Source organism: Acinetobacter sp. CY05 (genome assembly GCF_059515805.1).
Window position 1 is genome coordinate 296,313 of record NZ_JCAKMW010000001.1, and the last position, 25,538, is coordinate 321,850.

A 25,538-nucleotide genomic window follows, 5' to 3' on the forward strand; every position below is an offset into this window, starting at 1 on the left:
TCTCATGTCTCAAGTATCTTTTAATATTAATTATTATGTTCGCTTCAAACCCACTCAATTCGGTAACGATCACTATCGTAAAAAACGCCTAGAAATGCAAAAAGGTATAAAAACCTTAGATATCCTGAAAGATTTAAGGGTTGAATCGGATGGGTATGTCAAATTGCAAATGCATGAATTCATGTTTTATTTCGGTGAGATCGCTTACTGCGGGAATAAGGCATTCATTGAAAATTGCGAAATATTTTTAAGTGAAGATAACTTAAAGAGAGATTAAATAATGTCAGCACAACTTCCAGAATGGACAACAGCTTGCCCAGACTGGGAGGAGCGTATTGTTGCTAAACAATCTTTAATGCCATGTAAGCCACTTTTCCCTGAAGTTGCGGACGTAGCAGAAAGAATCTTTAAAGAATTAATTCTAGTTGATGTAATTGGTAGCCCCAAGATGGGTGATATTACACTTGATTGGGTGATTGAGTTTGTTCGTGCCATCTTTGGTGCCTACGATCCAGTGCAGAAGAAGCGACTCATTCGTGAATTCTTCTTGTTGATCAGTAAAAAAAATACGAAATCAACGATTGCTGCCGGTGTCATGATGACGGCATTGATCTTGAATGATCGTATGTCAGCAGAATTGATTTTATTAGCACCCACAAAAGAAGTTGCTGACAACTCATTCGTACCGATTCGTGACTTTATTCGTGCTGATCCTGAACTTTCAGAAATGTTTAATATTTCTGAGCACACTAAAACAGTAACCCATTTGGGTACCGGTGCTGTGCTTAAGGTGATTGCTGCTGAAAGTAATGCTGCTGCAGGTAAAAAGGCCACGATCATCTTGATCGATGAGATTTGGTTGTTTGGTAAACGTGCCAATGCTGAATCCATGTTTCGTGAAGCAAAAGGTGGTTTGGCATCACGTCCTGAGGGATGCGTAATTTATCTGTCTACCATGTCGGATGAAGTGCCATGTGGTGTGTTTAAGCAGCTGCTTGATTATGCCCGTGACATTCGAGATGGCATCAAAGTCAATCCGCAGTTTTTACCGCTGATTTATGAGTTTCCCGAGTGGATGCTTGAAGCTGGTGAGCATTTAAAGCCTGAAAACTTTTATGTGACTAATCCCAACTTGGGCGCATCGGTTGATCTTGATTATTTAATCAATGAGTTTGAAAAAGTACGTGACGCAGGTGAAGAGTCATTGCGTGACTTCTTAGCCAAGCATTTAAACGTACCAATTGGGTTAAATCTTAGGGCAAATCGTTGGGCAGGTGCTGAGTATTGGCTTCAACAAGCAGATAAAAACATCACACTTGAACACATGATTGAAGTGTGCGATGTCATCACGCTTGGAATTGATGGCGGCGGTCTTGATGACTTGCTCGGGTTTAGCGCTGTTGGTCGATTAAAAACAAACCCACGTATTTGGCTTACATGGTCAAGAGCTTGGTGCAATAAAACTGCCGTCGAAAGACGTAAGGAAAATGCACCCAAGTATGCCGACTATGAAAAAGAGGAAAGCTTAACAATCGTTGAGCGAGTTGGTGATGATATTGACCAACTAGCGATATTGGCCAAGCAAGTTTATGACAGCGGAAAACTCGACAAAGTTGGGCTTGATCCGCTTGGCTTGGGCGGTTTACTCGATGGTTTACTCGATGCGGGCATTCCTGAAGAAAAGTTGGTTGCAGTACCGCAGGGCTTTAAGTTAATGGGCTACATCATGACTACTGAACGCAAATTGGCGGAAGGTAATCTCTTTCATGAGGGCCTTGAGCTGATGACTTGGTGTGTGGGTAATGCGCGTGCAGTCGTGAAGGGCAACGGCATGATGATCAGTAAACAAGAGTCGGGCGTGGGCAAGATTGATCCATTGATTGCATTGTTTAACGCAGTTGCGCTAATGACGATGTGTGCTGATCAAGATAGTAAAACAACACTTTCAAGTCACTTGGAAAAATACGGGATTAGAAGATTGTAATGAGTTTCAAGACAAAATTAATGGATGTGCTTGGGCTTAACATGAAGTCCAATCCAATTTCCAGCCCAGATGATTTAGCAAAAATGTTTGGAGCAAACGCAGTTGTAGGTGGTCGGTCGGTAACCCCTCTAACTGCGATGCAACTGTCAACTGTTTTTACATGTGTTCGGGTTCTCTCTGAATCAATAGGTATGCTTCCTTGTCGATTGTATAAGAAAAATGGTCGTAATAAAGAGCCTGCTGAAAATCACAAACTACATGATTTGCTATATGTAGCACCAAATGACTATATGACAGCTCAAGAATTTTGGGAGTTGTTAATGGTGTGCCTATGTTTGCGTGGAAATTTCTATGCCTACAAGGTGTATGCACTAGGTAATGTTGTTGAGTTACTGCCAATTGATCCAGCAAGCGTTACACCAAAGTTAAAAGATGATTGGACTGTTGAATATTCGGTTAATTTTAAAGGTGATGGAACTAAAGTATTGAGTCAAGATGAAATTTGGCATGTGCGTCTTTTTACTCTTGATGGATTACTTGGGCTTAACCCGATTACATATGCACGAAAATGTATTGGTTTAGGTATGGACACAGAAGATCACGGTGCCAATTTATTCAAAAATGGTGCTGTAACTTCAGGTGTTTTAGAAACAGATGAACAGCTTTCGGATGCTGCATTTAGTCGCTTAAAAGAAGAATTTACCGAAAATCACACAGGCTTGGCCAATGTTTATAAGCCTATGATTCTAGAACAAGGCTTAAAGTGGAAACCAACTGCACTTAATCTTGAAGATTCCCAGTTTTTGGAAACACGTCAGTATCAGGCAACGGAAATTTGTGGATTATTTCGCGTACCACCTCATCTTGTAGCAAATATGGAAAAAATGACGCTTAACAATATTGAGCACATGGGTATGAGCTTTGTGAATTATTCACTTGTACCTTATATGACTCGAATTGAATCGCGCATCAAGGTTGGTTTGCTTAGTGAAAAAGATCGTAAAAATCATTATGCAAAATTTAATGCTGGTGCCTTGCTTCGAGGTGACTTAAAGGGTCGTTACGAATCTTATGGTAAGGGTATTCAGTGGGGGATTTTAAGCCCAAATGATTGTCGTGAATTAGAAGATTTAAACCCACGCGAGGGCGGTGATATTTATTTAACGCCACTTAATATGACCACAAAACCTGAGGGGGATGGCGATGCAACTAAAGCATCTTAATATTCAATTAAAAGACGTAACTGTTTCTGAATCAGGTGAATTTACTGGTTATGGCTCCGTATTTGGAGTTGAAGACAGTTATGGTGATGCAGTAATGCCAGGGGCGTTTAAACGCACATTAGAAGAGTGGTCAAAGAAAGGTCGTCTTCCTGCATTGCTTTGGCAGCACAAAACATCTGAACCAATTGGTATCTATACCGAAATGAAAGAAGATGAGCATGGATTATGGGTGAAAGGGAAATTGCTAATTGATGATGATCAGTTGGCAAAACGTGCTTACGCTCATTTGAAAGCTGGATCACTTGGTGGTTTGTCGATTGGTTATATTCTGCGTGATTATGAATATGATAAACAACTTGGTATTTATAAATTAAAAGATATTGATTTGTGGGAAGTGTCTTTAGTGACATTTCCTGCAAATGATGAAGCACGCATTTCAGAAGTGAAATCGCAGCTTGAAGCGGGTGAAGTTCCATCACCATCAAATGTTGAAAGAGCCCTGCGAGAGGCATTGGGTTTTTCACGTACACAGGCCAAATGCTTCATGGCTAAAGGCTATAGCGCACTGCATCAGCGAGATGCTGAAACAGGTGAAGATGCGCTTGAGGCACTGAAAAACTTAACATCTATTTTTGCAGGTAAATAAATCATGACGATTGAAAAGAAAGATATTGAAGAAGTTGCAAACGACATCAAAGGTGCATTTGACGACTTCAAAAAAGCAAACGATAAAGAACTTGAAGCGATTAAAGCTGAAAAAAGTAAACTATCTGGTCAAGTTGACTCACTGAATGAAAAGCTCGGTGAGTTGGATAAGTTGAAAAGCGAACTTGAAAAAGAACTTAAGGCCGCTAAACGTCCAGGTGGTGTTGATCGTAAAGAGGCGGATGAGCATAAGGCAGCTTTTGGTCAGTTTATTCGCAAAGGTCGTGAAGATGGGCTTGCAGAACTACAGCAAAAGGCGGTTCAAGTGGGTGTGTCAGAAGATGGTGGTTATGCTGCACCTCCTGAACTCGATCAATCGCTTCTTGAAATCTTGCGTAAAGACAACGTGATGCGTGAAGAGTGTGGTTCAATTATTATTAGTGCATCTGGTTATAAAAAAATGGTCAATGTTGGTGGTGCAAGCTCTGGGTGGGTAGGCGAAACTGATGAGCGCTCAGAGACGAACTCACCAAAACTTAAAGAAATCATTGCTACTATGGGTGAGGTTTATGCTAAACCAAAATCTACACAGCAAGCACTTGACGATATGTTTTTTGATGTTGAGCAGTGGATTGCAAGTGAAGTAGCAATGGAATTTGCTGAACAGGAAGCAGCAGCATTCTTAACAGGTAATGGCAGCAAAAAACCAAAAGGTATTTTGGCACATACACTTTCAGCAGCAGGTGATAAGACTCGTACCTTTGGTCAATTACAAAAATTCAACTCAGGCATTGCTGGTGACTTCAATTACGATAATTTAATTGATCTAATTTATGGGACGCGTAAGGGTTACCGTAATGGCGCTAAATGGATGATGAATGGTCTAACGATTGCTCGTGTCCGCAAAATTAAAGACCAAGATGGTAATTATATCTGGCAGCCTAGTACGCAATTGGATCAGCCGTCTACATTGCTCGGTTATGGCATTGCTGAAAATGAAGATATGCCGGATGTTGCAGCAGATGCGAATGCAATCATGTTTGGTAACTTTAAACGTGGTTACGCTGTGGTTGATCGTCTAGGTACGAATGTATTACGAGATCCGTACTCATCTAAACCATTTATTGAGTTTTATACAACAAAACGTGTAGGTGGCATGCTGTTGGATTCAAATGCTATCAAAGTGTTAACTCTTTCTGCTGCTTAGTCTAAATATTAATAAAGCCCCAAATATGGGGCTTTGTTTTTTTGGAGTATTTTAAATTGCCACCAATTATTGATGTGATAAAGACTTTTAAAGTGGCTGTTGATAATGGTAATCGGGTGATTGAAATTGAACCAGGTACGCATGAGGTAGATGAACGGGTGGCTAAGATTGCGATCGAACAGTTGCAAGTAGCATTTCCTGTGCAACCATCTGCCGATGCCGATGCCGATGCCGATGCCGATGCCGATGCCGATGCCGATGCCGATGCCGATGCCGATGCCGATGCCGATGCCGATGCCGATGCCGATGCTACATTAAAGCAAGCAGAAAAACCAAAGCGGACACGCGGAAAGGGTGTAAAAAATGACGCAGTTTCTAACCAAGGATCAAGTCAAACTTAATTTACGTATTGATCATGATGATGAAGACCGATTGATTGAGGATCTTATAGCTGTAGCTTTTGAAACTTTTGAACAAACCACAAATAGAAAATTGTATGCACAAGATGTGAAGATTCCCGATGATGTAAAAAATGGGATACACATTTCACCATCTATTATCCAAGGTGCTCATATGCTGATAGGTCACTTGTATGCAAATCGAGAGTCTGTTGCATTAGGTGCTATAGCAGTAAATATTCCACAATCTACAGATTGGTTTTGGAAACGCCATCGTTGGGTGAACTTATGAGAGTTGGTGAACTCCGTCATCGTGTCACGATTCAATGCAAACAATCAGGTCGCGACGAAAATAACTATCCGCTGCCTGAGGTTTGGATTGATTACGCCAAGCTCTGGGCAAAAGTCACGCCATTGTCTGCTAAAGACTTGCTTGCAGCACAGGCCGGGCAGGCAAAGACGGTTGCACGTATGAAGATTCGATATCGTGAAGATATTGATACCACCATGCGTGTGATTCATAAAGGTCGAATCTATGCGATAGATGGACCACCGCTTGACGATCCGAATAGTTCTTATGAGTACGTTACTTTTTTGCTGAGTAATGGTACCGAGAAACACACTGACGAGTAGGTGCACTATGTCTGTAGAAATGCAAATGCATGGCTTAGATGAGTTGCAAGAAAAGTTGAAAAAACTTGGTGATGTCAAAGTTACTAAGCGCATTTCCCGTAAAGCGGCCCGTCAAGCAATGAACATTGTACGCAATGCAGCAAGAGAAAAAGCCAAGACGCTTGATAACCCAAACACGAGCAATAAGATTTGGAAACAGATCGTTGTGCAAGCAGGTAAATCTCGTAATAAAAACGAGATTGCAATGCGTGTGGGTGTTAAAGGTGGTGCGAGAGTGCCTTATACAAACAATGCTCAGAATCGACGCTTAGGCCGTGTAGGCAAGACGTATAAAACGGATGGTCATCATTTTTATTGGCGGTTTTTAGAGTTTGGTACAGCACACATGCCTGCGGTACCGTTTATGCGTCCTGCTTTTGCTCAAAATGTACAGGCTGTGACAGATAAATTTGCTCAAGTAGTCATGGCGGAAATTGATAAGGAACTAGCAAAACTATGAGTGAACCTGCGGTTTTTAAAATCTTATCAGCCCAACCTGAGCTTAAAAAAGCTTTGGTTGATCGTATTTTTAATAGCTCTGCACCAATTGGAACTAAGACACCATATTTGGTATGGCAGGGCATTGGATCCACGCCTGAGAATACGCTCGACTGTGGTACCATCAATGAAAATGGTGGTTATCAGTTCGTGATTTGGGGGCATGAGACTCAAATACCGCAGCTGAATGCTTTGCGTAAATTGGCTCGGCAAACATTAGAAGATGCTGGTCTTTATTATGTTGGTAAACATCCTGATGGTGAAGACTCAGAAACCAAGCTGCGTAGTCGTGGCTTTGATATGAATTGGTGGGATTGATATGCAGTTATCTGAAGAGCAAAAACAAGATATTTATCTTACTGTTGCTGAACGTTTTGATGTTTGGTATGTGATGCAAGCACCGGATAACTTTAACGGTGTTGATGCTGTAAACAATGAAGTGTTTAAGCCTGCTGGCGTAAATATATTTGATTTAAAGCCATTAAGTGCACACGAGAAACTTGAAAAAATTATTGAGTGTTGTCAGAAGCTTGGCTTCAGTGATTATGATACATGGTGTTCTTTAGATGCTATTGCTTGTGATGCCGCACTAATATTCAATGTTCATCCTTAAAACTTATTTTTTTATATAGCGTCCGAAAGGGCGCTTTTTTTATGCCAAAAAAAGGAGTAGCTACTCATGTCACGTATTAAATCGCAAGGTACGCAAGTATTTGCAGTGGTAAATGACGAAGTGGTGCGTTTTTCATGCCCAAAAGCATTTTCATTTGGTGATGATTCGTTTTCAAAAATTGATACAACTTGCTTGGATTCCGATACAAAAGACTATGAACGTGGAATGCGTGATCCGGGTGAAGGTTCATTGCAAATTGATTTAGATGATGAAAATGCAAGTCACTTAAAACTGATTGAATTGGCTGATTCGGGCGAAAAAGTCGAGTGGCATGTCGGTTCAAGCCACTCAAAAACACCACCAACATATCAACCCACTACAGGTATTGAATTGCCTGAAGATCGGATTTGGTGGTCTTTTGAGGGCTACATTAACCCAGCAACACCAAGCATTGAGTCCGATGCATTGATTGGATACACCTTTACATTGGTTCGTACATCCAAGGTCACAACTACACCGCGAGTAACTGCATAATGGCGAAGAAAAAAGAGGTTGATCAGATTAAAGAGCCTGTTAATTTAGGTGTGGATGAACTTTTAAAGCTATCACAAGACACCGTTGTAAACCTTATTGATAAAGAGGCTTTATTCTTTATTGGCGATAAGGAATATGTGGTTAATGTGGGTGTGAAAGTCCTTTCATATGATGAGGTTGTTAATTTAATGCGTGGTAAAGACCCTCAAAAGGTTCTTATGGCTGACTTATCTAAGGCTCGCATTGTTGCAACAATCTTTAATAAAGAAACCAAAAAACCTTTATTTACAGAAAAAACAGTTGGTGTTGTACTTCCTCAACTTTTTGATGCCTTACATAAAGTATCTGATGAGGTTAATGATTTCTCGGGAAAGTATCTGATGCAAAAATTGAAGAAGAAGAATTCTGGTGTGAGCTCGTCATCAATGGAATTGGCGGAAGAACAATAGCTGAAGCTAAAAGGAATATGAGTCAAGCTGAGTATTTGATATGGAAAGCATATCGACTTAAGCGTGGTTCACTTTTTTTTGGTAGACGGCTTGAGCAAGCCATTGGTGGTTTTTCTGCGCTTTATATGTCTGGTAAGGGTGTTAAGGATGTTGATACATATAGCTTTATGCCACATGAGCAGAAGCCACAAGCTCAAGAAATGTCGCTTGAAGACTATATGATGCAGAAATTCGGGGATGGAGAAGCACCTTAGGGTGCTTTTTTATCTGATGTTTTTATATCTATAAAAACATCAACCAATTCTTGAAAAACATCATCTGATGGAAAAGATTTTCGAACAACCTCAACGGGTACACCATTTAACAATAAATTTTTAACAATAGAGCCAAGAGAAAGAGTTATAAGAGCGTTTAATTCTTTGGCATTGCTTTCTGGTAAGTAGACAGGTTGTTTACCATCAATTTGAAATGAGTCCTCTAATCTACTTACAAGCTCGGATGTTATTGAGCGATTATTGACAATAGATGCTTCTTCGATCTTTTCTTTTAGTTGCGTAGGTATTCTAAAGTTGACCTGTGAGTAATTTTGCGCCATGGGAGTAATGCCGATCTATAAAATTCATGTAATCATATATAGCAAAATGCTTTACTTCAATAAAGTATTTTGCTATAAATTAAAACGCTATAAAGCATTTTGCTTTAATTGGAGTTAAAATAGCAATGAATGATACGCAGGTGAATGTGAGAATGCCTCACGAAATTGTAGATAAGTTAAAAAAGGCAGCAGTAAACAACCATCGTTCAATGACAGCCCAATTGAACATGATTGTTGAAGAGTGGCTTAAAAACCAAAAAGAGAGTGCGAAAGCATGAAACCAACAGGTACAAAAAAACCTTGCCTTCCGCCAAGAATAAACAAGGTTTTGAGTGTCTACCAACTAAAAGGAAAATAGTTATGACAACTATGAGTTTACAACAAATCACCGTACCTTTCCACAATGCTGAACTTTATATTGTGGAATTTGACGGGCAGCCATACACACCAATGAAGCCTATTGTTGATGGTATGGGTTTGGATTGGGCTGCGCAGTTTGTAAAGCTAAAACAACGCTTTTCTTCAACTATTGTGGAAATCACAATGGTTGCAAACGATGGTAAAGAGCGCTTAATGACATGCTTGCCTGTTAAGAAATTGTTTGGCTGGCTTATGACAATCAGTCCAAATAAAGTAAAACCTGAACGGGGAAGCACCTTAGGGTGCTTTTTTTATGCTTCTCATATATGAGCATCAAGCAAAACCCATCTTAAAGATGACTTCACCAATAACATTAATTTCGCTTAGATCCACCTCAAATGAAGGGAATGTATTATTGAATGCAGATAAATTAATTTTTCCATTTGGTTGTTTAAAACACTGCTTTATCGTAGGTTCATCATTCATTGCTAGAATATATAGAAAACCATCCTTAATGTTATTCAGGTTGGCATCAACAATTATAAAGTCACCATCTTTGTAGTGTGGATACATTGATACGCCACCAATATTCATTGCAAACAAGCCATTCGTAGATGTTCGTTTTAAAATATTGGAATCCATATAGATATGGGAGTCGGGGCTGATATCAATAGAATTAATACCTACAACATTAACCCAGTTGTATATAGGGATTTTGAGGATTAATGGAGATTCGCCCTGAACACTTATTTGATTTCCGTAAAACTCATCATTAGTTAGATTTAGCGCATGAAGAATTCTTAAGTAAGTAGCTTGGCGTGGTTTTGCAGACCCAACCTCATAGTCTGAAACTTGTTTTCTTGAGATACCAACAGCGTTAGCTAACCCTTGTTGCGAAAGCCCTTGTTGTGATCTGAAAAACTTAAGGCGTTCAGAAAAATCTTTAGTCATAATAATCCTTGACAATTATCAAAACCTATCATAAGTTATCATTTGTAAAGTTTGATAGTATGAAAGGAGAGGTTATGTATACATGTTCATATGATGACGAATTAGCAGATATTGTCAAGGCTGCTGCAAAACGTGAAAATCGCACTTATCGCGGTCAATTCAATCACTATTTAAAATTAATTCTTCAACAAGAGGGGCTTTTAGAAAATCTAGACAATAAAAAAGCAGATGTCCGCCAAGATCAATCTGCTTATGTTCAACCCTAACCAAAGGAATTAAACCTATGTCTAATTTAACACAAAATTTCGTAAACCCAAACAATCAAGCTTTAGTGATTGGTGAATTTTCAATTCGTCAGGACGAAGATGGTCGCTATTGCCTAAATGATTTACATAAAGCGAGTGGTAATGATAAAAAACACCAACCCGCTTATTTTATCCGTAACAAACAAACTCAAGACTTAATTGAAGTTATTGAAGCTGAAAATGATGATCTGCAAATTTGCAGATCAAAGAAAGCAGTTAGCTCAATTAAAGGAAGGAGTTTAGAGCAAGGTACATTTGTGGTTAAGGAATTGGTTTACTACTATGCAATGTGGATTTCTGCAAAATTTCATTTAACTGTTATTCGTGCCTATGATGCGATGGTGATGCAATGGAAAATTAATGACCGTGAATCTATTTCACCAGAGCAGCAGGCTTTATTGCATGAAATTGTAGATCGTCGTTCACAAGGGAACCGTAAAATTTACGCTGAAATGTGGAGTCGCCATAACCGACACTTTAAGATTCCACGTTATGCAGAGCTTTTAGCAATCCATTTTTCTGAAGCAGTGCATTATTTAGAAACCATGGAATTCAAGGCAGCAAAAAAACAAGAAGCTAATGGGGTTAATAAGCCAAATGATGAAACCAGTGCTAAGGCTTTAGCTTTGCACATGCTTTGGTTGCATCAGTGGTGGGATACTTTTGGCCCAGCAATGCGTTCTTTGAGTCCTAAAATGGCAAGCTCTATTCATGATCATTTTATAGATGGTGCTAGTTTTGCATATCATTTTGTCGATCGGCCTACTGTGCTAAGGGTTCAAGAAAAATCTAAACAACACGCTTGGCATTTGAATTTTATCGAACAATTGGCGATTGAATAAAAATAAAACCACTCTTCGGAGTGGTTTTTTTATAGTCAAATAGGTATCTTGTCCTGAATAATTAATATTTGGGGTGAAGAATGAAAAAAATATTAGGGTTGTGTATTTTATTGTGTTTACAAGCTACTTATTCCTATGCAGAAGTAGAAAAAAAGAATGTGAAAATTAAACGGGAATTTTGTGAGGAAATTTTAGGGGCTGCTCTATTCAATAAAGTATTGGAAGAAGTTTGTGGATTTGAGGGTGGCGTAAAAGATAAACTAAAAAATATTTATGACTCAGGGAATTGTAGATCAGTAGTCCCACAAACGACAGTTGATAATTTAGCAAAAGAAGTATTACTTGATTCAAGAGATAGATATAAAGTTTTTGGTGAAAAAAAGTTTTGTGAGGATAATTTAAGGGGTTATGCTGACTTAATGGATTAAGAGTAAATAATCATGAATAAAATTTTATTTTTATGTTTTGTAGTGGTATTTAGCTCATCAAATATTACAGCAGCTATAAGTGTAGAGCAGGAAGCTAAGTGCTTAAATGCGATGGCAATGGCACAAGCCGCCATGTCTGTTAGACAGGAAGGGTTGCCATTATTTAAAGCTTTGCAAAATATTGATGAAATGTATAAAAACAATGGTATGTCAGAATGGGAATATAATTTAGTAAAAATGATTTTAAGAGATGCTTATAGCAAACCTAAATTCTCAACCAAAAAATATCAAGATGAGTCAATCAATGAATATTCTGCTAAGTATTATTTAGCATGTATGGAAGCATTTGATATTTCTAGTAATTAGATTGCATAGTAAGTTAGCTTCATAAACCGCCACTAGGCGGTTTTTTTACGCCTAGAGGTTTATATGAGTACTAAACTTGGAACATTAACACTTGATTTGGTTGCAAAAATTTCTAATTTTGTTGAGCCTATAAATCAAGCTGAAAAAAAGACAAAAAGCTTGAGTCAGGTTATTGCAGAGAATTTTAATGTATCCACACTTGCTGTAAATGCCTTAGGTGCTGCTTTTTCTGGTGTAACCGTAGGTGGGTTAGCTGCATTTACCAATCAGGTAATCAGCGCTGGTAATGAAATTAAAAAATTATCTCAACTTTCAAATGCATCAACTTTTGATTTTCAATTTTATGCTAAGGGTGCTGAGACAGCGGGTATCAGCATGGATTCATTTGCTCAACAAATGAAAGACATGCAGGACCGTATTGGTGATTTTCAGCAGACCGGTGGTGGCCCATTAGCAGATTTTTTTGCAAATATTGCACCATTGGTTGGTGTGACTATTGATCAGTTTCAAAAACTATCTGGTCCAGATGCTTTGCAGCTTTTCTATAGTTCTTTGGAAAAAGTGGGTGCGACCAAAAATGATATTAAATTCTATATGGAATCTATTATCTCTGACTCATCGCTCTTGATTCCTTTATTGGAAAATGGTGGTGAGGGTTTTGAAAAATGGGGGCAAGCGGCAAGTGATGCAGGCGCAATTATGTCTGATGAGCTTATAGGTGAATTGGCATTAGCTAAAGAAAATATACAGCTGCTTAATCTTGAATTTGAGGGTATGCAGGTTAGTTTAATTAATGGATTTACTCCTGTAATTCAAACCGTTGCCAATAATTTAGATGTTGTCGCTGTGTCTGTTGGAGCTTTAGCGGCAGTAATGACTGTAAAGGCTGCACCAGCATTTATTGCGGATACAGCATTAAAAGTATCAAACACTATTGCAACAAGACAAAAGGCGGTTGCTGATTATGAGATTGCCAAATCAAATTTAGCGGCAACTGTTGCCATGGTTAGAGCAATGGGGGTTGCCAACGCTCAAACCGCAGCCATGATTACAAATGCCAATGCAGCCTATAAACAGGCAGCAGCAACAAGAACAGCCGCACTTGCAAGTACGAGCATGATTGGTATTTTGGGTGGACCAGTAGGTTTAGCTTTAACTGTGGCAACGGTTGCAGGTAGTTATCTTTTATTTCGTGATAATACTGATAAATCTACAATTTCTTTGCGAGAAAACAATGAAACTGTTGAGCAAGCCATTCGGAAATATAGTGATTTAGATAAGATTAAACGTGCTGCACAATTGATTGGAGAACAAGAAAAATTAGAAGAACTTTCTGATTCTTATGAAACAGCAAATTCTAAACTCATCTCATATACGCTAAATGTGGTGCGTAATGCCGATATGACTTCGGATCAGGCACAAGCATTCTCTAGTCTTGTTATGGATTACAAATCTGGCAAGATTACTTTGGAAGAACTTTCTGATGCTCTTTCTAAAAGCACAGCATTAAGCAATGAAGAAAAGAATGCTTTTGTTAAAAAAGCGGCAAGTGTTCGTGATGCTTCTAATGAAGTCAACAAACATAAAAACTTGGTCGGTCAAATGATTGAGCGCGATAAACAATTCATTAAGATAAATGATGATGTTACAAGCTCAATTGATCGTCGAGGTGCTGCATTACTTAAATTAAGTCAGAAAGAACGTGAGGTTTATAATTCAATTGGGCAAGAATTAGAGCGTGAAAGCTATATTAATGCCAATGTATCTCAAGGTTTTATGTCTCGAGATAAGGCTGAATATTTCGCTGACAAGCGAGCTGAGGCGGGTATCCCTTATTCAAAGCTTCTAACCAAAGAAATGTATCTTCAGTTTGAGCAAGGTTATAAGCTTCAGCAACAAATTGAGCAGCGACAAGAAACTGAGAAAAAAATTGTAGAAGAGCAGAAAAAGAGAGCTGATTTTGCAGAGAAAAATTATTCTTATACAAAATCGGAGTTAGCGTTATATCAGCGCATCGCTAAACTTGCTGCTGAAAATAATTTAAATGAAATCGGTGCTCAACATGGTGTACCTAAAAACATGCTTGCTGCATTAATGGCACATGAATCAGGCGGTGATCCTAATGCTGTAAGTGCTACAGGTGCGATTGGTTATTTCCAAACAACAAGTCGTTATCGTCAAGATAATAAAATCTCGATTGAAGACTCTAAAAACTTACCAGTGATTGCTGAAGTTGTAGCAAAGAATTTAGCAAAAGCTTATGAAGAATTGGGATCATGGGAAGCTGCGATCCGATCTCATAATGCTGGTCTTGAGGGTTCTCGTCAGTTTGAGAAAAATGGGCGAGTGAATGGTTCTGCTGCACGTAATAAGGAAGTCGCTAACTTTGTACCAAAGGTGGACAAGATATTTGCTGCACTTAACGGCTCATCTCTAAGAGATTCAGGTGTGGTTGGAAAAGAAGCTGTTACAAGTATTAAAGATTTGGGTGAGTATTATGAAAATGCGGAGCAGTTAAAAAAAGAATCTCTTGAGCGTCAAAAAAATGTAGATCGTTTATATCTTTCTGAAAATGAAAGATCATTGGTTGAGCATGAAGATGCAAAAAAGGAGATTCAAGAAGCTTATGTGGGAGATACTACTGCAATTGAAAAGTATGTCAGCATTCAAAATAAAATTTATGCAGAAGCTCAAAAACTTGCTGATATGCAATTTGCTTGGGAGTTGAGTGAACATCAATTAACTGAAGAGCAGAAATTTCGCTATAGCTACAACATTAAAGAGCAAGAACTTAAAGCATCTACACAATTCAACGAAGATCAGAAAAAACAGAAGCTAAAATCTCTAAATGAGCAATTTGCACAAGAGTTTGGTGTGCTTAAGATTGCTCAAAACAAGCAATTGTTAGAGATGCAGCGTAACTGGATGACGGCTGGTGAGTATGCTCGTCAGTATTATGCACTTGTACGCCAAGAAATCTTAAATACACCAAGTTACTCGCCTGAAATGAAACATGGCTTGGTTAAAGAAGCGAACTTTAATCAGGGGATGGAAGAAAACTCAGAGCGAGAGGATATTTGGGGTGATTATCAAAGTCGATTTGAGCCCAAAGAATCACCATATCAAAGCGATGTTGAATTGCTTCAATCTGCTCGCGATCAAATGCTTATCACTGAAGAGGAGTTTCAGCAGAAACGCTTAGCTCTTCAGACAGCATACGGTGCTCAATATGGTGGTGAATTTGCTGGCATGTTGATGGGTTTGGTTGATCAATCAAGCTCTGCTTATGCAATTCTTGGCGGTATTCAAAAGGGTTTTACGCTTTATTCTGTAGCAATGTCGAGTATTGATGCGATTGGTAAAGCTTGGAATTCTGCGCCATTTCCTTATAACTTGCCTGCCGTTGGTATGGTGACAGTGGAAACAGGCTTACTGCAAGCTGCAGTATCAGCATTAAGTCCTGTGGGTATGGCGCATGATGGTATTGATAACATTCCCAAAGAGGGCACTTGGTTGTTAGATGGTGGTGAACGTGTGCTTAATCCGAAACAAAATCAGGATTTGACGAATTATTTGAGCCAAGCGCAGCAATCACAGCAATCAAGCACACCTCAAAATCTTCAGATCAACAATATCCTAGATCCTTCGATTGTTGGTGATTATATGGGGACATCATCAGGTACCAAAATATTCATGAACTTTATTAAAAATAATCGATCTTCGATTAAGGCGATGATTGCATGAAATTAATGACTGCAAAATTTGGTGAGGTTATTTTGTTGACTTCGCCAGCTTTGGTTGGTGCTATTGAAAGTATCGCATTCAAGACGGATGTATTTGAGTCGAAAAATGGGAGTGAAACCCGCATACCACTTAAGGATAAAGCTCGGCAAACGCTGAGCTTTTCTTCTGTTGCACTTAGAAATGAGATTGCACAGTACTTTAATGCTCAGTGGGGTGGTATTCGTCAAAATTGGGCGGTTCCACTGTTTCAAGAATCTCAATTTGTCGGCAATGTATCAGCCGATTTTGTGTTGTGTAGAACGGACATTTATTCGTTTTATGACGGCTGTTTAGCACTATTGAAAAATGATACAGAGCAGGTTTTAGTTGAAGTTGAAACAGTTGAAAGTGATCGTTTGTTATTTGCTGATGTAGTCAATATTTCAAACGCTAAGCTTTACCCTGTGCGCTTTTGCTTCATTAGCGGTGATATTTCACGACAAATAAGCGGTGTTCATGCCCAAGCATCGATTAACTTTGTTGTGATTGATGAGCCTGAAATCGAGATGAGTTCAAGTCGAATAGTATTTGTGCTTGATGATTCGGGCTCAATGTCAACTGCGAATATGTCAAATATGAAAGCAGGGGTAAGCGCAATACTCGATAATTTAGCTGGTGAAAACTACAGTGTTATGATCCAGGCGATGAATACAGGTCATGTTATTTATCAAAATTTTGATGAAAATTCGAATGTTTCAGCAAAGCAATTTGTAAATAATTTGACTGCATCAGGGGGTACTTCGGCAATTGATTCATACGAAAATATTAATAGTTTTTTTGACGGAAATTTTAAAAATGCGATAGTTGTGACACTATCTGATGGTGAAATGCAAGATGTTAATCTAGCTAAGAATATGATTGAAACTGCATTTGAAAATGCAAAATTCATAGGCTTGGGCATGGGAACTGTCGGTAGTTTGAATGATTTCGACAACACGGGAAACCCAGTTCAAGTTGTTGATGCTGACGGAATTGTCGCAGCGCTTAATTTTTTATTTTCAGAATTTCAAACTAAATTCCTAGGTAAAGATTTGTATTTCTTCTGCTTGACTTATGCGGGAAGTGGTATGGGCGCTACGCTCTCTCAACAGCAAAACATTATTGATAATGAAGTTGGGGTTATTTTCCAAAACTCAGATTGGGATTTTGCACGATACTCAAAACAGTATCGAGCAATTATTAAAGGCCACGAAGATCTTTACAACTATCGACGTTTTCTTTTTAGACGAAAAGGGAAATACCATCCATTTTGGTTGCCAACATACGAAGCAAATATGCGCTGTAAAAGCACAGGGTTTATTTCATCAGTCATGTTGATTGAGTCGGATCAATACAAGCAATTAAGTAATCGCAAACATATTGCTATCAAGAGCAATGGCGTATGGTCAGCACACACAATTACAGCGTCAGTAATCACTTCCGCAACGACCGTCCAGATTACTGTTGCACCCCCACTGAATAAGAATGCTTCGGATATCGAGCTTATTTCTTATTTAGGACTGCATCGACTTGATGCAGATTCAGTGGATTTACATTACTTGGGTGCGGGATTTGTTGAAGCAAGTGTACCGATTTTAGAAATAGGAGTTTGATATGGGAATCATAAACTTCTTTCAATCACTTGTTAGTTCGCCTGTTCGCCGCGAACTATATGAGTTCACTCGTGGCGATACAAAGTTTTATTACACATCTGGCGATAAGTCTGTTCAAGACGGAGAAATAATCTATGAGGCGATCACATTAACGAGATCGGCAATTGATTCAAGTTCAGATTTAGAAAAAAACTCGATTGATATTACCTTTGCACTGAACAGCAAATTTGCACAAGACTGCCTACGTTCAGCACTTGAAGAAAATATCCTGGTCAAAGTGAGCAAGTTGCAATTTGGAAATATTTCAACGTTGTGGCAAGGGCGTGTTACTGCAGTTAAGCCGGATGGTGTAGAAATTACACTGAAATGTGAGACGGACTATACAAGTTTGGGGCGTGCTGGTGCACGTTATAAGTATCAGCGAACTTGTTGTCATGATCTGTACGGAATTGGATGTCAGCTCGATAAAAGTAATTTTGAGGTTGAAGCAACAATTAGTGTTGTTGATAGATTGAAAATCACTTTTGATGATTTAAATGCAGGAGAAAACTATTTTCGGTTGGGTATGGTGGAAGTGAACGGGGTTTATGTTGGTATTGAATCAAATTCAGAAAATTCAGTGACGCTGATACGACGATTAGATTCATTGAGTGAGTTTGTAGGCAAGAAAATCAAACTCTATCCGGGTTGCATGAAGTCTTTAAAAGCCTGCCATCAATTCAATAATACAGATAATTTTCTCGGAGCCCCATATATGCCAGAAGATAACCCAACAACAACGAGGATTGTGTAATGTTTGCCATTATTGCTGCAGTCGTTGCGGTTGCAGTTGCTCTCTTTTCATATATTCAGATGCGTAAAGGTCAAAAATCCAGCTTGACACCTGGTGAACTTGATGTGACCTCTGCAGATGAGGGTAAATCAATTCCTGTCATTTTTGGAACGTGCGATGTTGCTCCAAACGTCACAGCATTTTTAGCCGGTACGCCACAAGCCATAAAAAAATAGGTGAGTCATGAAATCACAAAATAGCCCGCACAAAGCGGGCTTTATTTTTGTCCATCATATACGTGCTTGCAGCATGTGTACGATCAAAGCAAGACGCTTTTTTTTGAATCAAGGCTTAACCAACGCTGAAATAAAAGATTTTTTTGATAACGGAATGCCAGTAGCACGTTTTGAAGAACTGTTTGGCCATGATGCGATGGCGCAGCAAGTGATTATGAGGGCTAAAGAAGATGGCTAAAAAGAAAAAGCAAACGATTGGCTATAAGTACTTTGCCAGTGGTCATTTTGTTTTATGCCATGGCCCGATTGATGCAATCACTAAAATTTCATTTCAAGACAAAGATGCGTACTTGAATGAAGAAAATACTAATAAAACAATCTATATCAATAAGCCAAGCTTATTTGGCGGGGATGAACAGCAGGGTGGTATTCGAGGCAATATTGAACTCTTGTTCGGGCATGCTAATCAACAGAAAAGCAGTACCTTACAAAGAATTTGTGCAAAGATTTCAAATGAATTTGATGGTTTAATTTCTGCATATCGCGGTGTATGTTCAGTTGTATTTGACAATTTGTACATTGGTACATCTCCAAGTTTGCCAGACTCAAAGTGGCGGGTGAAGCGGATTCATACGCGACATGATGGGATTCAACAATGGTACGACACTAAAGCAGAAATTAACGTATTTGATATAAACCCAGCACATATTATTCGTGAATGCCTAACCAATCAGATTTGGGGAATTGGTGTTTCTGAATCAAGTATTGATGATGTTTCTTTTAGAAATGCTGCAGATATTCTATTTCGTGAAGAAATGGGAATCTCTATTAAGTGGACAGATTCAACATCGATCAACGAGTTCATTGATAACATTAAAGAGCATATCAATGCACAGCTTTATTTAGATCGTACGACAAATAAGTGGAAGCTTTATTTAATTCGTGATGATTATGATTTTAATGCTCTAATTTCTTTAGATGAAAGTAATATTCGTAATCTTGACTTCGAACGTCGTACTTTAGCTGAATGTGTGAATGCGGTTACTGTGACTTATTATGATCGTGAACGTGCAAAAGATTCTACTGTCACTGTTCAAGATATTGCGAGGATTGCACAACAAGGCGGTGTGATTTCTCAGTCTATCGACTATAAGGGATTCACTAATAGCAATATTGCTGGGCGTATCGCTTTACGTGATTTGAAAACACTTTCCAGTACTTTGGCATCAGTATCATTTGATGTAGATGAGCGTTTCTCAGAATCATGGCATGAGGGTATGCCGTTTAAGCTGTCAGATTCAAGTTATGGCTTATCTGAAGCAGTGATGCGTATTCGAACAATTAAACGTGGGGATGGCATCAATAATACGGTTTATGTCGAAGCGATTGAAGATTCATTCAGTAGTCCAATGCAGTCAGTTATTGAATATGTACCGCCAGTAACTGGAGCTGATAGCACTGCTCAAGATGCTGATGCGATTGCTTTTGAAGTGCCCTACATTGAACTTGTTGAGCAGTATGGTCAGGATGAGGTTGATTCAAAACTTGCGAATTATCCAGAGCTTGGCTATGTCGGCATGGCAGCAATACGCCCAAATAACCAGCATGTCAATGCAAGTTTATATGTGGATGCAGGTGCAGGTTACGATGAAAGAACGACTTTAGACTTTTGTCCTAGCGCTTCTTTGAAAAATGACATCGGCTATATGGATTCGAGCTTTGAAATTGAAAATGTTGCTGAGTTTGAGTTACTTGAAGTAAATCATCGAATCCAAGTCAATGATGAAATTATGTCATTTGTGAGTTTTAACACAGCAACCAATATGCTGACTGTGAAGCGAGGATGCTTTGACACGGTGCCACAAAAGCATGATGCAGGTTCAAGGGTTTTTGGATGGGATAATTATTCGGGGATTGATGATATTGAATATTTGAGTGGCGAAGTTTTATCACTCAAAGCGCTTACTCTAACCGGATCTGATGTTCTTGAATTAAATGAGGCGACTAAATATGACTTAACTTGTTCAGCACGAGCAATTAGGCCGTATGTACCAGGTAATTTTAAGATAAATAATCAATATTTTCCTCTAGGTATTACAGGACCTATTTCCCTATCTTGGGCGTCTCGTAATCGGTTGCAGCAAACAGGTGGTGAGCCACTAGGGTTTCAAGATGGTTCTGTTACGCCAGAAGAAGGCACGACATACAGTGTTTATGCTTATAACAATACAACAGGTGAATTGAAATACAGTGCAACGGATATAACAACGCCTACACATGTAATAGGTGTTACTGCATTACTGGGTATTTCAACCGTTCGTCTTGAGGTTTTTTCAGTTCGTGACGGACATTCTTCATATCAACCACAAAGGCACATCATGGAATGGTCATCTGGTGAAAACTTAATGATGTTTGATGGTGCTTATGCACCAGACAATGGAAATGCAGTTGTTCTTCAATTTATTGAATAAGGTTTTTTATGGCACAGTATTTTTATGATTTAAGCATTGTTGACAAAAGTGGTGTTCCTGTTATGCCGAAAGGGCCGCGTTCTCCAGGTTGGACTTCAGCAAATGCAAAAGTAGGCAAAGTGAAAGGGATGTTTGCTCAATTGGGTTTTACAACAGCAGGTGTCGATTCGGAACCAGGTTTAGCTGCGGGTATATCTGCTACTGATGTTGAAGTTTTGCTAAAATCTTCTATTAGCTTTTACAATTACGGCACAGACTATACCAACAGCGCAGGACCTGCGCTGTTTTTAAGAGCGCAAAATTCGGAATGGACTGCAGGTCGTGCAAAAAACGGATATTATTTTTGTTTGAATGGTTCTGCAACTTTATCGAATCACTCACGAACGCTGAGGGTTCATAGTTACGAAAACGGAAATTACGGAACGCTTAATTTTGAAGGTGCCTCGTTAATGGGCGCACCGATTTCACCGCTAAAAATGTTCGGCGAATTTTTTTATTTTCGCGTGAAGGTCCAAGGAACAAATTTAATGGCGAAGGCTTGGAAAGAAAGTGAGACAGAGCCTTCCTCTTGGATGCTTTCCACAACCAATAATTTATTTACGGGACCGGGTGACGTTTTCTTAAGCTTAGGGCGCGGAGCGGCTTATGTGGTTCCTTTTTTTTCAGTAGGTACTAACGGAGATCCTGCGCCAATGTCTTTTCCTGGTGGAAATAGAGTTGTCGCGGGAACGCTTTTAAAGCCAGATGGTTCGCCTGCGGATGGATATATGGTTCGTTGCTATCACCGAGAAAGCGGATATCTGTTGGGGGAAACTTTGGCAAGCGTAATAGGCGCATTTTCCTTCAGTCTTCCAATTCCTGCAACTGAGAAAGTTTATTGTGTGGGCGTTGATCAGCTTGGTAATACATGGAATGCACCAATCAAAGATTTGATTGCACCTGTTAGTCCTTAAGTAAAAATTTGTTTTTAGCACCTTTCGGGGTGCTTTTTATTGCATGTTAAAAGGGGGCGTGATGTCTGAAACTGCAACACACGTTGCTGAAGCATCAGCAGCAGCGATTGGATCAAAAGCAACATTAACCGGCGGAGCAACAAGTTTTGCCGGTTTTTTTATGGGTATTGACTGGATGGGGTGGGCGGGTATTGGTGGCATGGTGCTTGGCTTAATCATTAATGGTTATTTTTCTTGGCAGCGCAACAGGCGTGAAAAAGAGATCCACGAACTTACATTGAAAAAACTAAACGGTGATTGTGATGTCAAAGACAAGTAATTTTATCAACTGGTGCATGAATCACAAAAAAGTGGTGACAATGGCTACCGTTATTAGTGCGGGTGGTGTGGCCTTTACTCAGCAGCAAGAAGGTACGGTGTTGAAGCCGTATCGCGATAGTGTTGGTGTTGCAACAATTGGCACTGGATCTACAGTCTATGAAGACGGCACTAAAGTAAAAATGACTGATAAGCCGATTACTAAAGAACGTGCAGCAGAACTACTAAAAGTTCATATGAATAAAGATGCAAAAATCTTTAATAAATCATTATTGGGTGTGCCGCTTTCGCAGACTGAATATGACTTGTACATGGACTTTACATACAACTTCGGTACAGGCAATTGGCTTAAAAGCTCAATGCTGAAAAATCTAAAACAAGGTGAATATGTAGCTGCATGTAAATCATTATTAAAGTGGCGTAATGCTGGCGGCAAAAACTGTTCAATCCGCTCCAATAACTGCTATGGCGTTTGGACGCGTCAAGTTGCACGTTATGACAAATGTATGGGAGCGAACTTATGAGTGCATTTATCGCAAAGTTTTATGAAGCCATCATTCTTGTACTGATGGCTTTTTTATTGGTCGCATGTTTATTTGGCGGGTTTAAGGCCTGGCAAGCAAAACATTATAAAACGCAGTTTGAGAATGCTGAGCTTAAGTGTAAGCAAGAGAAAGATGCTATTAACACTAAATATCAATCTGAAGCAACAGCAGCAGAGAAAGCATATCAAGAAGCATTGCTTAAAAAACAACAAACAATCAATCAATTGAGCGCAGACTATGAGCAAGCCAAAGCCGATCGAAAAACAGAAGTCGAATATCGCATACGTGAAGTACAAAAAATCGTTGATCGGCCTGTTTACATTAACAACTGTGCTGATGCTGACGGCATGTCAGAACTCAACTCGCTTATCAAAAGTCGAGATACCGGCTAACTTGATGCAGCCATGTTCACAACTTCAAGAAGTACAAGGCACAACAGGTAAAGACTTTATGTTGTGGGGGGTGGACACTGTAGCAAAATATAATGAGTGTGCAGCGCAAAATGACGCATGGATTGAAATTGGAAAAGCCCTCAAGTGAGGGCTATTCGTCATTACTTATTAGAAAATTATATTTTCAGAACGCGCGCTAGAAATGTATTCCAAATTATAGTCGCCATGATTGTATTGATTAAAAGTTACGCCATACTTTTTGGATAACGAAAAAACTGAAAATATCGAGGTTGCTAAAGTTGCAACAGGTATCTCGCCAGTCAGTAAATCTGATCCAATAACTGGCGCATTAAGTGCTAAGGCAACAAGTGCATCACCTTTAAGATCAATATTTACTTCAAAATCACTTTTTTTATAAATTTTAAAGCGTTCAAATATGGTTTTATCTAACTCATTAATTGCATTTTCAAATCTTTTTAATTCTGTTTTTTGAATAACAGTAATTTCTTCATAATGAATTTTTTTAAGCAAATTATCCATTGTTGTGTGCAACCCCTCTAACTCAGAGGCTCTACGAAGTTTAAAATCTAATAGATCATCTAAAGAAAAATTTCCATCATTAGATGGTATAGGCAATGCCTTTGTAATTTTTAATCTTATAGAATCTTGTTTAGTTGAGTGTTGAGGTAAATAAATTGGATCACCAGACATGTGGTGTATCATCCAATCCGACTTATCCTCTTTAAGTTTTTGTTTGGCAATTTCACCAAAAGTCCAGTGAGTATGCTGAGCTACATCCACTATCCCGATAACGGGTAATTGTGGGCGTTCTAATATACCTAAAGATGCCAACTCCCTTTCCAATGGTAGACCGCAGTGAAAAGCTGATGATGATGGAATGGCAATCTTATCCCAGTACATTACATAATAAAAAATATCTTCATTTGAATACGTTCTTTCAATATGCATTCTGGTACCAGATATAGACATAATACCAGCAGGTGCAACTATGCCACGTTCTAGCTTAGGTTTTTTAAATTGAATAATATTATTGCTCATCACTTCTCTACTTTAAAAAAACTTTTTAATTTAAACATCAACACAGGTTCCTTCCCAAACATATCCCAATTCTTTATCGTGTGCTCTATGTAAAAGTAGATATATGTTTTCATTTTACCCCTTCCACCTATCAACAATATCAGCCCAATCCTGCAACATCTTCTTCCGATCTTCCAAATATTTGGCGTGGTTGTAGGAGGCTTTCGTTTTATTATCTTCAGCATGGGCTAACTGCAGTTCAATATGATCTTCTTCATAGCCTTTTTCATAAAGTGAAGTTGATGCAGTAGCTCGGAAGTCATGAGCAGTCACACCAAGCAGACCCATATATTCAAGCATTCGATTTAATGTTGTTCTCGAGATCATGCAATTGCGCTTTTGCGGTGATGCAAACACGTAAGTTTGATCGGCAGTAATTTGACGTTGATCAAGTAATAGATCGTAGAGCTGCTTAGACATAGGCACAATATGAGTTCTATTTTTTTTCATAATGCGTTCTTGTTTAGTCTGCCTTGTTGCTCTTGGTAAAGTGATCAACTTCTTCTCAAAGTCCACATGGGCCCATTCCATTTTTCTAATTTCTACAGTTCGCAACATAGAGTAGAGCAGGGCAAGTCCCGCATTTCTAACCGTAGATGTCCCATTGTAAGTATCAATTTTTCTTCTGAGTTCTTTTTTCTCATTCTCATCAAGTGGACGTGCATGCTCAACTTCAGGTGTCGGCATAGCATTCTTGAGAGCGTACGTCGGATCGTTATCAAGTCTTGATGTCATAATTGCATAGCGCAGCACCAAGCCAATAAATCTTCTATTTAGATTTGCAGCTGCTTCACCCGTACCAAATTTTTCTGAATTTTTTACACGCTGAACCGTGTTTCGCATAATACTTAAAATGTGAGCTGACGTAATTTCTGTGATCGGCATATTGCCAATTTCTTTATAAATGTCGGTTTCCATGCAGTGCTTAAATCTAGATATATAGCTTTCTGATTTATGTTGCATCTGTTCAACAACATATTCTTCAGCAATACTCTTAAAAGTATTATTCGCAATAACTCGTTGCTCTAGTCTCTGCTTCTTTTTTTCAAGCGATGGATTTAGGCCTTTGGCTAATTTTATTTTAGCTTCATCTTTTAGTCTGCGAGCTTCTTGAAGTGATACTGCAGGATACTCACCAAAACTTACTGTGCCTTCTTTTCCGTTAAGCGTGAATTTAAAACGCCACACTTTGGTGCCCGTTGGACGCACTTCTATATAAAGTCGTTCAGCATCAAGAATGCGATAAACCTTATCTTTGGGTTTTAATGTTTTAACTTTTGTGTCTGATAGCATACGGGTAACACGGGT

Annotated in this window: 34 protein-coding genes and 1 pseudogene; 31 read left to right on the plus strand and 4 right to left on the minus strand. The window is 38.9% G+C overall.

Annotation, left to right across the window (positions count from 1 at the left end; translation table 11 throughout):
* Window positions 1-4: 4 nt before the first annotated feature.
* The 14 genes from AC5YCD_RS01590 to AC5YCD_RS01655 all read left to right on the plus strand — a co-directional run bounded on the left by AC5YCD_RS01590 (window position 5) and on the right by AC5YCD_RS01655 (window position 8,477).
* Window positions 5-277 (plus strand): hypothetical protein, encoded by a 273-nt coding sequence (locus AC5YCD_RS01590; protein ID WP_496128368.1) that lies wholly within the window; start codon window positions 5-7, stop codon window positions 275-277.
* 3 nt (window positions 278-280) lie between these two features.
* Window positions 281-1,984: a terminase large subunit gene (locus tag AC5YCD_RS01595; RefSeq protein ID WP_496128369.1), complete on the plus strand. Its 1,704-nt coding sequence runs from the start codon at window positions 281-283 to the stop codon at window positions 1,982-1,984.
* Window positions 1,984-3,207 (plus strand): phage portal protein, encoded by a 1,224-nt coding sequence (locus tag AC5YCD_RS01600; protein WP_496128370.1) that lies wholly within the window; start codon window positions 1,984-1,986, stop codon window positions 3,205-3,207. Before AC5YCD_RS01595 ends, AC5YCD_RS01600 begins: the two co-directional genes overlap by 1 nt.
* Window positions 3,182-3,853, plus strand: a complete 672-nt coding sequence (locus AC5YCD_RS01605; protein WP_496128371.1) for an HK97 family phage prohead protease — start codon at window positions 3,182-3,184, stop codon at window positions 3,851-3,853. The genes AC5YCD_RS01600 and AC5YCD_RS01605 overlap by 26 nt, the downstream gene beginning before the upstream one ends.
* A gap of 3 nt (window positions 3,854-3,856) precedes the next feature.
* On the plus strand, window positions 3,857-5,059 hold the full coding sequence (locus tag AC5YCD_RS01610; protein ID WP_496128372.1) for a phage major capsid protein: 1,203 nt from the start codon (window positions 3,857-3,859) through the stop codon (window positions 5,057-5,059).
* A 92-nt stretch (window positions 5,060-5,151) separates the two neighbouring features.
* The gene (locus AC5YCD_RS01615; RefSeq protein ID WP_496128373.1) at window positions 5,152-5,460 is read left to right on the plus strand and encodes a hypothetical protein; all 309 of its coding nucleotides are present in this window, start codon (window positions 5,152-5,154) and stop codon (window positions 5,458-5,460) included.
* Window positions 5,423-5,749, plus strand: coding sequence for a head-tail connector protein (locus tag AC5YCD_RS01620; protein WP_496128374.1), 327 nt, complete (start codon window positions 5,423-5,425; stop codon window positions 5,747-5,749). The genes AC5YCD_RS01615 and AC5YCD_RS01620 overlap by 38 nt, the downstream gene beginning before the upstream one ends.
* Window positions 5,746-6,090, plus strand: a complete 345-nt coding sequence (locus AC5YCD_RS01625; RefSeq protein WP_496128375.1) for a phage head closure protein — start codon at window positions 5,746-5,748, stop codon at window positions 6,088-6,090. Before AC5YCD_RS01620 ends, AC5YCD_RS01625 begins: the two co-directional genes overlap by 4 nt.
* Before the next feature lie 7 nt (window positions 6,091-6,097).
* Window positions 6,098-6,589: an HK97-gp10 family putative phage morphogenesis protein gene (locus tag AC5YCD_RS01630; RefSeq protein WP_496128376.1), complete on the plus strand. Its 492-nt coding sequence runs from the start codon at window positions 6,098-6,100 to the stop codon at window positions 6,587-6,589.
* On the plus strand, window positions 6,586-6,945 hold the full coding sequence (locus tag AC5YCD_RS01635) for a DUF3168 domain-containing protein (protein WP_496128377.1): 360 nt from the start codon (window positions 6,586-6,588) through the stop codon (window positions 6,943-6,945). Before AC5YCD_RS01630 ends, AC5YCD_RS01635 begins: the two co-directional genes overlap by 4 nt.
* A gap of 1 nt (window position 6,946) precedes the next feature.
* Window positions 6,947-7,240: a hypothetical protein gene (locus tag AC5YCD_RS01640; protein ID WP_496128378.1), complete on the plus strand. Its 294-nt coding sequence runs from the start codon at window positions 6,947-6,949 to the stop codon at window positions 7,238-7,240.
* Between the two features lie 66 nt (window positions 7,241-7,306).
* Window positions 7,307-7,774, plus strand: a complete 468-nt coding sequence (locus tag AC5YCD_RS01645; RefSeq protein ID WP_496128379.1) for a phage tail tube protein — start codon at window positions 7,307-7,309, stop codon at window positions 7,772-7,774.
* Window positions 7,774-8,223, plus strand: coding sequence for a hypothetical protein (locus tag AC5YCD_RS01650; protein WP_496128380.1), 450 nt, complete (start codon window positions 7,774-7,776; stop codon window positions 8,221-8,223). The genes AC5YCD_RS01645 and AC5YCD_RS01650 overlap by 1 nt, the downstream gene beginning before the upstream one ends.
* A 17-nt stretch (window positions 8,224-8,240) precedes the next feature.
* On the plus strand, window positions 8,241-8,477 hold the full coding sequence (locus tag AC5YCD_RS01655) for a phage tail assembly protein T (protein ID WP_496128381.1): 237 nt from the start codon (window positions 8,241-8,243) through the stop codon (window positions 8,475-8,477).
* Here the strand turns inward: AC5YCD_RS01655 and AC5YCD_RS01660 are convergent.
* Window positions 8,474-8,818, minus strand: coding sequence for an Arc family DNA-binding protein (locus AC5YCD_RS01660; RefSeq protein ID WP_496128382.1), 345 nt, complete (start codon window positions 8,816-8,818; stop codon window positions 8,474-8,476). The genes AC5YCD_RS01655 and AC5YCD_RS01660 overlap by 4 nt on opposite strands.
* Before the next feature lie 119 nt (window positions 8,819-8,937).
* On the opposite strand from AC5YCD_RS01660, the gene AC5YCD_RS01665 reads away from it, so the two are divergent.
* Together AC5YCD_RS01665 and AC5YCD_RS01670 are read left to right on the plus strand one after the other, a co-directional pair.
* Window positions 8,938-9,096, plus strand: coding sequence for an Arc family DNA-binding protein (locus AC5YCD_RS01665; protein WP_496128532.1), 159 nt, complete (start codon window positions 8,938-8,940; stop codon window positions 9,094-9,096).
* 82 nt (window positions 9,097-9,178) lie between these two features.
* Window positions 9,179-9,478, plus strand: a pseudogene (locus AC5YCD_RS01670) (phage antirepressor N-terminal domain-containing protein); the annotation flags it as partial.
* Window positions 9,479-9,511: 33 nt separating this feature from the next.
* Here AC5YCD_RS01670 and AC5YCD_RS01675 read toward each other — a convergent pair.
* Window positions 9,512-10,129, minus strand: a complete 618-nt coding sequence (locus tag AC5YCD_RS01675) for a S24 family peptidase (protein WP_496128383.1) — start codon at window positions 10,127-10,129, stop codon at window positions 9,512-9,514.
* Between the two features lie 74 nt (window positions 10,130-10,203).
* Here AC5YCD_RS01675 and AC5YCD_RS01680 point away from each other — a divergent pair, with 74 nt between their 5' ends.
* From AC5YCD_RS01680 to lysC, 15 genes are all read left to right on the plus strand, one after another.
* Window positions 10,204-10,395, plus strand: a complete 192-nt coding sequence (locus AC5YCD_RS01680) for a hypothetical protein (RefSeq protein ID WP_496128384.1) — start codon at window positions 10,204-10,206, stop codon at window positions 10,393-10,395.
* Between the two features lie 17 nt (window positions 10,396-10,412).
* Window positions 10,413-11,276, plus strand: coding sequence for a KilA-N domain-containing protein (locus tag AC5YCD_RS01685; protein WP_496128385.1), 864 nt, complete (start codon window positions 10,413-10,415; stop codon window positions 11,274-11,276).
* Between the two features lie 80 nt (window positions 11,277-11,356).
* Entirely contained in the window at window positions 11,357-11,704 is a 348-nt protein-coding gene (locus AC5YCD_RS01690) for a hypothetical protein (RefSeq protein ID WP_496128386.1), read from the plus strand.
* 12 nt (window positions 11,705-11,716) lie between these two features.
* Window positions 11,717-12,070, plus strand: a complete 354-nt coding sequence (locus AC5YCD_RS01695) for a hypothetical protein (RefSeq protein WP_496128387.1) — start codon at window positions 11,717-11,719, stop codon at window positions 12,068-12,070.
* 63 nt (window positions 12,071-12,133) lie between these two features.
* Complete coding sequence (locus AC5YCD_RS01700; RefSeq protein WP_496128388.1) at window positions 12,134-15,814, plus strand: transglycosylase SLT domain-containing protein; 3,681 nt, start codon at window positions 12,134-12,136, stop codon at window positions 15,812-15,814.
* Window positions 15,811-17,445: a vWA domain-containing protein gene (locus AC5YCD_RS01705; RefSeq protein WP_496128389.1), complete on the plus strand. Its 1,635-nt coding sequence runs from the start codon at window positions 15,811-15,813 to the stop codon at window positions 17,443-17,445. The genes AC5YCD_RS01700 and AC5YCD_RS01705 overlap by 4 nt, the downstream gene beginning before the upstream one ends.
* 1 nt (window position 17,446) lies before the next feature.
* Window positions 17,447-18,238 carry a baseplate hub domain-containing protein gene (locus AC5YCD_RS01710; RefSeq protein WP_496128390.1) on the plus strand — a complete coding sequence of 264 codons (792 nt, stop codon included), beginning with the start codon at window positions 17,447-17,449 and terminating at the stop codon, window positions 18,236-18,238.
* Window positions 18,238-18,453 carry a hypothetical protein gene (locus AC5YCD_RS01715; protein WP_496128391.1) on the plus strand — a complete coding sequence of 72 codons (216 nt, stop codon included), beginning with the start codon at window positions 18,238-18,240 and terminating at the stop codon, window positions 18,451-18,453. Before AC5YCD_RS01710 ends, AC5YCD_RS01715 begins: the two co-directional genes overlap by 1 nt.
* A 7-nt stretch (window positions 18,454-18,460) precedes the next feature.
* Entirely contained in the window at window positions 18,461-18,691 is a 231-nt protein-coding gene (locus AC5YCD_RS01720) for a hypothetical protein (RefSeq protein ID WP_496128392.1), read from the plus strand.
* Window positions 18,684-20,924: a phage tail protein gene (locus tag AC5YCD_RS01725; protein ID WP_496128393.1), complete on the plus strand. Its 2,241-nt coding sequence runs from the start codon at window positions 18,684-18,686 to the stop codon at window positions 20,922-20,924. Before AC5YCD_RS01720 ends, AC5YCD_RS01725 begins: the two co-directional genes overlap by 8 nt.
* An 8-nt stretch (window positions 20,925-20,932) precedes the next feature.
* Entirely contained in the window at window positions 20,933-21,877 is a 945-nt protein-coding gene (locus AC5YCD_RS01730) for a hypothetical protein (protein ID WP_496128394.1), read from the plus strand.
* Between the two features lie 61 nt (window positions 21,878-21,938).
* Window positions 21,939-22,196, plus strand: coding sequence for a holin (locus AC5YCD_RS01735; protein ID WP_496128395.1), 258 nt, complete (start codon window positions 21,939-21,941; stop codon window positions 22,194-22,196).
* Window positions 22,197-22,212: 16 nt separating this feature from the next.
* Window positions 22,213-22,719, plus strand: coding sequence for a lysozyme (locus AC5YCD_RS01740; protein ID WP_496128396.1), 507 nt, complete (start codon window positions 22,213-22,215; stop codon window positions 22,717-22,719).
* On the plus strand, window positions 22,716-23,132 hold the full coding sequence (locus AC5YCD_RS01745; RefSeq protein WP_496128397.1) for a hypothetical protein: 417 nt from the start codon (window positions 22,716-22,718) through the stop codon (window positions 23,130-23,132). Before AC5YCD_RS01740 ends, AC5YCD_RS01745 begins: the two co-directional genes overlap by 4 nt.
* Window positions 23,077-23,280, plus strand: coding sequence for an Rz1-like lysis system protein LysC (gene lysC / locus AC5YCD_RS01750; protein ID WP_496128398.1), 204 nt, complete (start codon window positions 23,077-23,079; stop codon window positions 23,278-23,280). The genes AC5YCD_RS01745 and lysC overlap by 56 nt, the downstream gene beginning before the upstream one ends.
* Before the next feature lie 20 nt (window positions 23,281-23,300).
* Here the strand turns inward: lysC and AC5YCD_RS01755 are convergent, their stop codons facing one another.
* Together AC5YCD_RS01755 and AC5YCD_RS01760 are read right to left on the minus strand one after the other, a co-directional pair.
* Window positions 23,301-24,191, minus strand: coding sequence for a DUF6236 family protein (locus AC5YCD_RS01755; protein ID WP_496128399.1), 891 nt, complete (start codon window positions 24,189-24,191; stop codon window positions 23,301-23,303).
* Between the two features lie 114 nt (window positions 24,192-24,305).
* Window positions 24,306-25,523, minus strand: a complete 1,218-nt coding sequence (locus AC5YCD_RS01760) for a tyrosine-type recombinase/integrase (RefSeq protein WP_496128400.1) — start codon at window positions 25,521-25,523, stop codon at window positions 24,306-24,308.
* Window positions 25,524-25,538 lie beyond the last annotated feature (15 nt).

Coding starts and splice junctions, on each gene's coding strand:
- AC5YCD_RS01590 (WP_496128368.1), top strand. CDS start 5: ATGTCTCAAGTATCTTTTAATATTAATTATTATGTTCGCTTCAAACCC.
- AC5YCD_RS01595 (WP_496128369.1), top strand. CDS start 281: ATGTCAGCACAACTTCCAGAATGGACAACAGCTTGCCCAGACTGGGAG.
- AC5YCD_RS01600 (WP_496128370.1), top strand. CDS start 1,984: ATGAGTTTCAAGACAAAATTAATGGATGTGCTTGGGCTTAACATGAAG.
- AC5YCD_RS01605 (WP_496128371.1), top strand. CDS start 3,182: ATGGCGATGCAACTAAAGCATCTTAATATTCAATTAAAAGACGTAACT.
- AC5YCD_RS01610 (WP_496128372.1), top strand. CDS start 3,857: ATGACGATTGAAAAGAAAGATATTGAAGAAGTTGCAAACGACATCAAA.
- AC5YCD_RS01620 (WP_496128374.1), top strand. CDS start 5,423: ATGACGCAGTTTCTAACCAAGGATCAAGTCAAACTTAATTTACGTATT.
- AC5YCD_RS01625 (WP_496128375.1), top strand. CDS start 5,746: ATGAGAGTTGGTGAACTCCGTCATCGTGTCACGATTCAATGCAAACAA.
- AC5YCD_RS01630 (WP_496128376.1), top strand. CDS start 6,098: ATGTCTGTAGAAATGCAAATGCATGGCTTAGATGAGTTGCAAGAAAAG.
- AC5YCD_RS01635 (WP_496128377.1), top strand. CDS start 6,586: ATGAGTGAACCTGCGGTTTTTAAAATCTTATCAGCCCAACCTGAGCTT.
- AC5YCD_RS01640 (WP_496128378.1), top strand. CDS start 6,947: ATGCAGTTATCTGAAGAGCAAAAACAAGATATTTATCTTACTGTTGCT.
- AC5YCD_RS01645 (WP_496128379.1), top strand. CDS start 7,307: ATGTCACGTATTAAATCGCAAGGTACGCAAGTATTTGCAGTGGTAAAT.
- AC5YCD_RS01650 (WP_496128380.1), top strand. CDS start 7,774: ATGGCGAAGAAAAAAGAGGTTGATCAGATTAAAGAGCCTGTTAATTTA.
- AC5YCD_RS01655 (WP_496128381.1), top strand. CDS start 8,241: ATGAGTCAAGCTGAGTATTTGATATGGAAAGCATATCGACTTAAGCGT.
- AC5YCD_RS01660 (WP_496128382.1), bottom strand. CDS start 8,818: ATGGCGCAAAATTACTCACAGGTCAACTTTAGAATACCTACGCAACTA.
- AC5YCD_RS01675 (WP_496128383.1), bottom strand. CDS start 10,129: ATGACTAAAGATTTTTCTGAACGCCTTAAGTTTTTCAGATCACAACAA.
- AC5YCD_RS01680 (WP_496128384.1), top strand. CDS start 10,204: ATGTATACATGTTCATATGATGACGAATTAGCAGATATTGTCAAGGCT.
- AC5YCD_RS01685 (WP_496128385.1), top strand. CDS start 10,413: ATGTCTAATTTAACACAAAATTTCGTAAACCCAAACAATCAAGCTTTA.
- AC5YCD_RS01690 (WP_496128386.1), top strand. CDS start 11,357: ATGAAAAAAATATTAGGGTTGTGTATTTTATTGTGTTTACAAGCTACT.
- AC5YCD_RS01695 (WP_496128387.1), top strand. CDS start 11,717: ATGAATAAAATTTTATTTTTATGTTTTGTAGTGGTATTTAGCTCATCA.
- AC5YCD_RS01700 (WP_496128388.1), top strand. CDS start 12,134: ATGAGTACTAAACTTGGAACATTAACACTTGATTTGGTTGCAAAAATT.
- AC5YCD_RS01705 (WP_496128389.1), top strand. CDS start 15,811: ATGAAATTAATGACTGCAAAATTTGGTGAGGTTATTTTGTTGACTTCG.
- AC5YCD_RS01710 (WP_496128390.1), top strand. CDS start 17,447: ATGGGAATCATAAACTTCTTTCAATCACTTGTTAGTTCGCCTGTTCGC.
- AC5YCD_RS01715 (WP_496128391.1), top strand. CDS start 18,238: ATGTTTGCCATTATTGCTGCAGTCGTTGCGGTTGCAGTTGCTCTCTTT.
- AC5YCD_RS01720 (WP_496128392.1), top strand. CDS start 18,461: ATGAAATCACAAAATAGCCCGCACAAAGCGGGCTTTATTTTTGTCCAT.
- AC5YCD_RS01725 (WP_496128393.1), top strand. CDS start 18,684: ATGGCTAAAAAGAAAAAGCAAACGATTGGCTATAAGTACTTTGCCAGT.
- AC5YCD_RS01730 (WP_496128394.1), top strand. CDS start 20,933: ATGGCACAGTATTTTTATGATTTAAGCATTGTTGACAAAAGTGGTGTT.
- AC5YCD_RS01735 (WP_496128395.1), top strand. CDS start 21,939: ATGTCTGAAACTGCAACACACGTTGCTGAAGCATCAGCAGCAGCGATT.
- AC5YCD_RS01740 (WP_496128396.1), top strand. CDS start 22,213: ATGAATCACAAAAAAGTGGTGACAATGGCTACCGTTATTAGTGCGGGT.
- AC5YCD_RS01745 (WP_496128397.1), top strand. CDS start 22,716: ATGAGTGCATTTATCGCAAAGTTTTATGAAGCCATCATTCTTGTACTG.
- lysC (WP_496128398.1), top strand. CDS start 23,077: ATGCTGACGGCATGTCAGAACTCAACTCGCTTATCAAAAGTCGAGATA.
- AC5YCD_RS01755 (WP_496128399.1), bottom strand. CDS start 24,191: ATGAGCAATAATATTATTCAATTTAAAAAACCTAAGCTAGAACGTGGC.
- AC5YCD_RS01760 (WP_496128400.1), bottom strand. CDS start 25,523: ATGCTATCAGACACAAAAGTTAAAACATTAAAACCCAAAGATAAGGTT.